Raw genomic sequence first — 7,732 nt, 5'->3', positions numbered from 1 at the left:
CGTGCGGGTGTGTGGGGGGCGAAGGCGCGCGCCCCCCCCCCCCCCCCCCCCCCACCCCCCCCCCCCCCCCCCCCCCCCCCCCCCCCCCCCCCCCCCCCCCCCCCGGGCCCTATAAGACGACCGAGTGCCCATAAGACGACCGGGCGCCCGTAGATGACGGTGCGCCCGGTGTGCGGATCGGCCGCGGGGGCCCGCGGCACGCGCTACGGCAGCCGGAAGAGCGCCCACACGATCTTGCCGTGCGTGACACCGGACAGCGGGTGCCAGCCCCAGCTGTCGCTGAAGGACTCGACCAGGTACAGCCCGCGCCCCGACTCGTCTGCGGAGTCGGCCTCGCCGGCGACCGGTGAATCGTCGCTCGGATCCCGTACGGCGCAGATCAGCCGCTGCGACCAGCGCATCAGGTGCAGCCGGGCGGGCGGTGTGGCGCCGGCGTGCTCCGGGGCGGCGAGGACCGCGTGGCGCAGCGCGTTGGTGACGAGTTCGGAGACGACCAGGGCGACCGGATCGAAGAGTTCGTCGAGCTCCCAGCCCCGCAGGGTGTCGCGGGTGAACTTCCGTGCGCAGCGCACCGATTCGTAGCGCGGGGGGAGCGTGCACGAGGCGGATCCGGAGACGGCCAGGGGATCGACGGGAGGAAAGCCCTGCCATAACGGCTCGAGCATGGTCAAAACCTTGGTCCCCATGCGAGGCACTCCTGGCGTTCGCGGACGTCATGACCCTGGCCGGTCAGCCGGATCTGGCGGATCTTTCACGAGCGTGCATGCGTGCGACGCCTATGGTTCCCAATGTGCGAGACAGATGCAAGGGCAGATGCACGTGCACGCGCCGGGATTGCGGAAGCGCGCACCGTTTTGCTCGGAATTCTTTCCGTCGGTTCTTGTGGAGGCCGTGCGTGGGCCTCACATATCAGTAACCGGATGAGCACTCAACGAAGCGCGAACGTGGCAGACTTCGGCCCACTGTTGGACGGGTGGGGGTCACAGGAGGGTCTGAGAGGTGTCCGGTAGTGAGTCGAGCGGGTCGGTGGTGCGGCGGATCCTGCTCGGGTCGCAGCTTCGCCGCCTGCGTGAAGCCCGTGGGATAACCCGCGAGGCGGCCGGCTACTCGATCCGTGCGTCCGAATCGAAGATCAGCCGCATGGAGTTGGGCAGGGTGAGCTTCAAGGCGCGCGATGTCGAGGACCTGCTCACGCTGTACGGAGTCGGTGACGCACAGGAGCGTGAGGCGCTGTTGTCCCTGGCGCGCGAGGCCAATGTCGCGGGCTGGTGGCACAGTTACACCGATGTGCTTCCCGGCTGGTTCCAGACGTATGTGGGCCTGGAAGGCGCCACGTCCCTCATACGCGTCTACGAAGTCCAGTTCGTGCACGGGCTGCTGCAGACGGAGAGCTATGCGCAGGCCGTCGTCAAACGGGGCATGCCCGACGCCGGGCCCGCCGAGATAGAGCGCCGGGTCGCGCTGCGCATGGAGCGCCAGAAGCTGCTCGTCGCCGAGCGGCCGGCGCAGTTCCACTGCGTGCTGGACGAGGCCGCGCTGCGTCGCCCCTACGGCGAACGCGAGGTGATGCGCGAACAGTTGAAGCATCTGATCGACGTCTCCGAGCGGCCCAATGTGCGCCTCCAGGTGATGCCCTTCAGTCTGGGCGGGCACTCGGGCGAGAGCGGTGCCTTCACCATGCTGGGCTTCCAGGAGTCGGGGCTGCCGGACGTCGTCTACCTGGAGCAGCTGACAAGCGCGCTCTATGTGGACAAGCCGGAGGAAGTGGCGCAGTACGGGCGGGTGATGGACCGCCTCCAGGCGGACGGCCCGAGCCCCGCCGAGACCAGAGATCTCCTGCGCGGACTGCTTCAACTCATGTGACGCGTCGGTAGGATGGCGCACCATCAGGAGTCAGCACCCCCCAACTTGGCGCCCTGTGTGCCCTGTTCTCCAGATCGGGATGGCATGTCCTACTTCGACGACTTGGCCTATCAGTTCATCGGCGGTGAGTGGCGCTCCGGAAGCGGCTCGTGGGACATCGTCGACTTCAACCCTTACAACGGCGAGAAGCTGACCTCCATACCCGTCGCCACGGTCGAGGAGATCGACCAGGCCTACCGCGCCGCCGAACGCGCGCAGCGGGAGTGGGGCGCGGTCAATCCCTACACCCGCCGGCTGGTCTTCGAGCGCGTACTGCGGATCATCGACGACCGCGAGGCGGAGCTGGCCGAGGCGATCACCGCCGAGGTCGGCGGGACGCTCGCGAAGGTGGGCTTCGAGCTCCATCTGGCCAGGGAGTTCCTGCGCGAGGCGATCCAGCTGGCGCTGCGCGCCGAGGGCCGGATCCTGCCCTCGCCCATCGACGGCAAGGAGAACCGCCTCTACCGGCTGCCGGTCGGTGTCGTCGGTGTCATCAGCCCCTTCAACTTCCCCTTCCTGCTGTCGATCAAGTCGGTCGCGCCGGCCATCGCGCTGGGCAACGCCGTCGTCCTCAAGCCGCATCAGAACACCCCGGTCTGCGGCGGTGGGCTGGTCGCCAGGATCTTCGAGGAGGCCGGGCTGCCGGCCGGCGTGCTCAACGTCGTCGTCACCGACATCGCCGAGATCGGGGACGCGCTGATCGACCACCCGGTGCCCAAGACCATCTCCTTCACCGGCTCGGAGAAGGTCGGCCGGCACGTCGCCACCGTCGCTGCCGCCCACTTCAAGCACACCGTGCTGGAGCTGGGCGGCAACAGCGCGCTGGTGGTCCTCGACGACGCGGACATCGACTACGCGGTGGACGCCGCGGTCTTCAGCCGCTTCGTGCACCAGGGCCAGGTCTGCATGGCCGCCAACCGGGTGCTCGTGGACCGGGCCGTGGAGCGGGAGTTCACCGAGAAGTTCGTCGCCAAGGTCGCGTCCCTGAAGGTGGGCGACCCCACCGACCCAGAGACCCATATCGGCCCGCTGATCAACGAGGGCCAGGCCGAGGCCGTCACCGCCCTGGTGGACCGCGCCGTCGCCGAGGGCGCCACGTCGCTGCTGCGGGGCGAGACCCGCGGCACGCTCGTCGCGCCGAGCGTACTGGGCGGGCTGCCGGCGGACTCCCCGCTGCTCACGCAGGAGATCTTCGGCCCGGTCGCGGTGCTGGTCCCCTTCGACGGGGACGAGGAGGCCGTACGGCTCACCAACGCGACGCCCTACGGGCTCAGCGGCGCCGTGCACACCGGTGACATCGAGCGGGGCGTGCGCTTCGCCAAGCGCATCGACACCGGCATGTTCCACGTCAACGACGCCACCGTGCACGACGAGCCGATCGTCCCCTTCGGCGGGGAGAAGAGCTCCGGGCTGGGGCGGCTGAACGGCGACGCCATGGTGGAGGCCTTCACCACCACCAAGTGGATCTCCATTCAGCACGGGCGCTCGCAGTTCCCGTTCTGATCGGGCCTACCGGTCGCGGATCGCGGACAGAAGCTGACCGCAAGGGCTCGTAGCGTGTGTGAGGTCGGAAAGGGCGGCGGCGAGACGGCCGGCCGCCCGGGATGTCACGAAAGGCGGACCCCATGCCCACTCACGTCCTTGCCGAGGCCCACGGCGACGAGACCGGCGCGCTGCTGTCCTTCCTGGAGGCCCAGCGCGGCGGGCTGCGACGGGCGGTCCTCGGGCTGACCGACGAGCAGGCGGCGAAGCGGCCGAGCGCCAGTGAGCTGTCGCTGGCCGGGCTGCTCAAGCACGTCGCGGAGACCGAGCAGGGCTGGATCGAGACCGCGCAGGAGCGGCCGCGCTCCATCGAGCGGAACCAGGACACCTGGCACCTGAGCTTCCAGCTGGAGGACGGTGAGACGCCGGCGGGCGTGCTGGAGTTCTGGGACGGCGTCGCGCGGCGGACGGAGGAGTTCATCCGCTCCGTACCGAGCCTGAACGACACCTTCCCGCTGCCCGAGGCGCCGTGGTTCCCGCCCCGGGCCCGGCAGTCGATCCGCTGGCTGCTGCTGCATCTGATCGAGGAGACCGCCCGGCACGCCGGCCACGCCGACATCCTCCGCGAGTCCCTGGACGGCAGGACGGCGTTCGCGCTGGTGGACGAGGAGCGGGCGGCGCGGGAGGGGTAGCGCCTCCCCGCGGTCCCGGCGCGCTCTAGGCTGACGGCAGGGGGCCGCGAGGGATTGAGGAGACGATGTCGGCGATCCGGCTGTTGGTATTGGGTGCCGTGCGGCAGCACGGGCGGGCGCACGGCTATCAGGTGCGCAACGACCTGGAGTACTGGGGCGCCCACGAGTGGTCCAACGCCAAGCCCGGCTCGATCTACCACGCGCTCAAGCAGATGGCCAAGCAGGGGCTGCTCCGCGCCCATGACATCGCGCCCAGCACCGTCGGCGGCCCGCCGCGTACCGAGTACGAGCTGACCCCCGCGGGCGAGGCGGAGTACTTCGCCCTGCTGCGCACGGCGCTGTCCGAGCACGACCAGAAGTCCGACATGCTCAGCGCGGGCATCGGCTTCGTCGTCGATCTGCCGCGGGACGAGGCGCTGGCGCTGCTGCGGCAGCGGGTGCGGGGCCTGGAGGAGTGGCGCGGCACGGTCACCGACTACTACACGCCCGAGGAAGGGCCCGGACAGCTCGGCCATATCGGCGAGATCATGAACATGTGGGTGCACTTCGCGGACAGCGGCGCGGTGTGGACGCGCGGGCTGATCGAGCGCATCGAGGGCGGCGCGTACGTCTTCGCGGGTGAGGGCGAGCCGTTCGTGGGGGTGCTCGCGGAGGGGCAGGAGAACCCGTACGCGACGAAGGGCGTCCACCCCGGGGACCAGCGCTAGGACCTGACCCGCCGGACGGACCCGGCGACCCTGGTCCGCCGGACAGTGCGCCTGGGGGAGAGGCGCACCTTCGGCCAAGTTCGGCGGTGACGCGGCGGCCGCGCGCCGGGTTCGGCGGGTCGGGCCCCTGGCGGCGGGCCGGCTGCCAGTATGACGCCATGACGAACAAGCGATCGATTACGCGCATCGAGGTGGCGCCCCGTCTGGTCGCCCTCGGCATCGTGGCGAAGGAGGCGGCCGAGGAGGCGCTCGCGAAGGTCCGGGACTGGGCGGACGCGCCGCTGGAGGACGGCGAACTGGCCGAGGTGCTCGTCGAGTTCGGTGCGGCCGTCGCCGTGTACGCGGACGAGGTCGACGACCTGGAGGAGTCCTACCGGAGCACCCTGGAGGAGGCCGCCGCGTGCTCCGGCGGGCTGGTGGTCGTCGGTGGCGTCGAGCTGATCAGGGGCGAGGGCGGCCGGGACCGCCTGGAGTTCGTCCGCGACGGCGAGCGGATCGTCCGGCCCGCCGAGCACGGCGCCGGCCGGTCCCTGAGCCGGCAGACCGTCTTCGCGTGCCTCGGCCGGCTGGCGCCCGGGGGCGGGGACGCACGGATCTTCCACCGGGTGCTGCCGGGTGCGGGCACCGCCGCCGACGGCGAGGTGTACGTCCTGGTCACACCCGGCCAGGCGGCCGCGCTCGGCGAGGAGTTCGGCCTGGCCCTGGACGGCCGCGGCGCGTGAGGTCAGTGGTGGAAGGCGGTCGCCATCGACTCCGGACGGTCCAGCGGGCGCGGTTGCGCCCGGAGTTCGGGCAGCAGCGCTTCCAGGTCCGCCAGGAACAGGTCGGCGAGGTCCTGGGAGAAGCCGTTGCGGCAGACCACCCTCAGGACGGAGAGGTCCTCGCGGTGCGGCGGGAAGGTGTAGGCGGGGACGAGCCAGCCGCGCTCCTTCAGCCGCCTCGACACGTCGAAGACGTCGAACGCCTTGACGTCGGCGGCGGTGGTGAAGGCGAAGACCGGCAGCTGGTCGCCGCGGGTGAGCAGGGTGAAGTCACCCAGTGAGCCGATGCGTTCGGCCGTCGATCGGGCCACGTCCCGGGTCGCCTGCTGTACGGCGCGGTAGCCGTTCCGGCCGAGCCGCAGGAAGGTGTAGTACTGGGCGGCGACCTGGGCCCCGGGGCGGGAGAAGTTCAGCGCGAAGGTCGGCATGTCGCCGCCCAGGTAGTTGACGCGGAAGACCAGCTCCTCGGGCAGCGCATCGGCATCGCGCCACAGCGCCCAGCCGACCCCGGGGTAGACCAGGCCGTACTTGTGGCCCGAGGTGTTGATGGAGGCGACCCGGGGCAGCCGGAAGTCCCAGACCAGGTCCGGGTCGACGAAGGGCGCGACCATCGCGCCGGACGCGCCGTCCACATGGACCGGGACGTCCCAGCCCTTCTTCTCCTGGACCTCGTCGAGCGCCGCGCAGATGTCGGCCACCGGCTCGTAGGAGCCGTCGAAGGTCGAGCCGAGGATCGCGACCACGCCGATGGTGTTCTCGTCGCACAGTTCGGCGGCGGAGGCGGCGTCGAGGTGGAAGCGGTCGCCCTCCATGGGGACCTGGCGCGCTTCGACCTCCCAGAAGTTGCAGAACTTCTCCCAGCAGACCTGGACGTTGGCGCCCATCACGAGGTTGGGCCGGGCACTGCCCGGATACCGGTCCGCGTTGCGCTGCATCCAGCGCCGCTTGAGGGCCATGCCGGCGAGCATGCAGGCCTCGCTGGACCCGGTGGTGGAGCAGCCGACGGCGGCGGACGGGTCCGGCGCGTGCCACAGGTCGGCGAGCATCGCCACGCACCGCCGCTCCAGTTCGGCGGTGCGCGGGTACTCGTCCTTGTCGATCATGTTCTTGTCCCGGCAGTCCGCCATCAGGATGCCGGCCTGCGGCTCCATCCAGGTCGTGACGAACGTCGCCAGATTCAGCCGGGAGTTGCCGTCCAGCATCAGTTCGTCGTGCACGAACTGATAGGCGGTGTGCGGGGCGACGGGGCCGTCGGGGAGCGTGTGCCGGGGTGGCGAGGTCTCCATGCCGGCGACCGGGTCGGCCTCGCCGTAGAAGGGGTTGACCGGGTTCCCGGTGTGCCGGCGGTCGGATTCCGAAGCGCCCTTGTGCAGAGTCATCTGTCGCCCTGTCCGTCAACTCGTCGGTGCGAGGCCGTGCTTGATGGCTTTGGTGAACTTCACCACGCGCTCCGCCTGGATGCGGGCGGCGGTGCGCGCGTCGTCGTCGAGCGGGGTGTCCGGGCCGCCGACGTGGGAGGTGCCGTAGGGATTGCCGTCGGTGTACTTCGCCGGGTCGGTGTAGCCCGGGGCGACGAGGATGCCGCCGAAGTGGTGCACCGTCTGGTAAAGCGCGAGCAGGGTGGACTCCTGGCCGCCGTGCCGGGTGGCGCTCGCGGTGAAGCCGCTGTAGACCTTGTCGGCCAGCCTGCCCTGCTGCCAGAGGCCGCCCAGGGTGTCGAGGTACTGCTTGAGCTGGGAGGACACATTGCCGAAGCGGGTCGGGGTCCCGAGGACCACCGCGTCCGCCCAGAGCATGTCCTCGTGGGTGGCCTCCAGGATGTCCGCGGTGGCCGCGGCGTTCGCCGCCCAGGCCGGGTTGGCGTCGACGGCCGTCTGCGGGGCGAGTTCCGCCGTCCGGCGCAGCCGTACGTCGGCTCCGGCGTGCTCGGCCGCGTCCGCGATCAGCCGGGCGAGCTCGGCGATGGTGCCGGTCGACGAGTAGTAGATGACGGCGACGTGGACGTCGTGGACGGGCATGGACGCACCTCCTGGAACCCGACAATACGGGCGTATGGGGTGCGCGGCCTCCAGGGTTCGCCCAGTGGAAGCGCGAACGGGCGGGGGGGGGGGGGGGGGGGGGGGGGGGGAGTAGGGGGGGGGGGGGGGGGGGGGGGGGGGGGGGGGGGGGGGGGGTGTGGGGGGGGGGT

At 70.9% G+C, this 7,732-nt stretch carries 8 protein-coding genes; 5 read left to right on the top strand and 3 right to left on the bottom strand.

The window, feature by feature from the left end; all coding sequences use genetic code 11:
- Window positions 1-203: 203 nt before the first annotated feature.
- Window positions 204-686 (bottom strand): ATP-binding protein, encoded by a 483-nt coding sequence (locus AC0680_RS05825; protein WP_478625268.1) that lies wholly within the window; start codon window positions 684-686, stop codon window positions 204-206.
- Window positions 687-999: 313 nt separating this feature from the next.
- Here AC0680_RS05825 and AC0680_RS05820 point away from each other — a divergent pair, with 313 nt between their 5' ends.
- From AC0680_RS05820 to AC0680_RS05800, 5 genes are all read left to right on the top strand, one after another.
- Window positions 1,000-1,863: a helix-turn-helix domain-containing protein gene (locus AC0680_RS05820; protein ID WP_478625266.1), complete on the top strand. Its 864-nt coding sequence runs from the start codon at window positions 1,000-1,002 to the stop codon at window positions 1,861-1,863.
- 84 nt (window positions 1,864-1,947) lie between these two features.
- Window positions 1,948-3,405, top strand: coding sequence for an aldehyde dehydrogenase family protein (locus AC0680_RS05815; RefSeq protein ID WP_478625263.1), 1,458 nt, complete (start codon window positions 1,948-1,950; stop codon window positions 3,403-3,405).
- A 122-nt stretch (window positions 3,406-3,527) separates the two neighbouring features.
- A complete protein-coding gene (locus AC0680_RS05810) occupies window positions 3,528-4,076 on the top strand; it encodes a DinB family protein (RefSeq protein WP_478625260.1) in 549 nt (182 codons plus the stop codon).
- A gap of 65 nt (window positions 4,077-4,141) precedes the next feature.
- Entirely contained in the window at window positions 4,142-4,783 is a 642-nt protein-coding gene (locus AC0680_RS05805; RefSeq protein ID WP_478625258.1) for a PadR family transcriptional regulator, read from the top strand.
- Between the two features lie 158 nt (window positions 4,784-4,941).
- Entirely contained in the window at window positions 4,942-5,505 is a 564-nt protein-coding gene (locus AC0680_RS05800) for a hypothetical protein (protein ID WP_478625257.1), read from the top strand.
- A gap of 2 nt (window positions 5,506-5,507) precedes the next feature.
- On the opposite strand, the gene gad is transcribed toward AC0680_RS05800, so the two are convergent.
- Both gad and wrbA read right to left on the bottom strand, forming a co-directional pair.
- Complete coding sequence (gene gad, locus AC0680_RS05795) at window positions 5,508-6,923, bottom strand: glutamate decarboxylase (protein ID WP_478625254.1); 1,416 nt, start codon at window positions 6,921-6,923, stop codon at window positions 5,508-5,510.
- A 15-nt stretch (window positions 6,924-6,938) separates the two neighbouring features.
- Window positions 6,939-7,562: an NAD(P)H:quinone oxidoreductase gene (gene wrbA, locus AC0680_RS05790; protein WP_384487623.1), complete on the bottom strand. Its 624-nt coding sequence runs from the start codon at window positions 7,560-7,562 to the stop codon at window positions 6,939-6,941.
- Window positions 7,563-7,732 lie beyond the last annotated feature (170 nt).

Source organism: Streptomyces sp. NPDC043738 (assembly GCF_056436545.1).
Note: the sequence above shows the minus strand (reverse complement) of the source record. Positions and strands in the feature narration are given on the sequence as shown.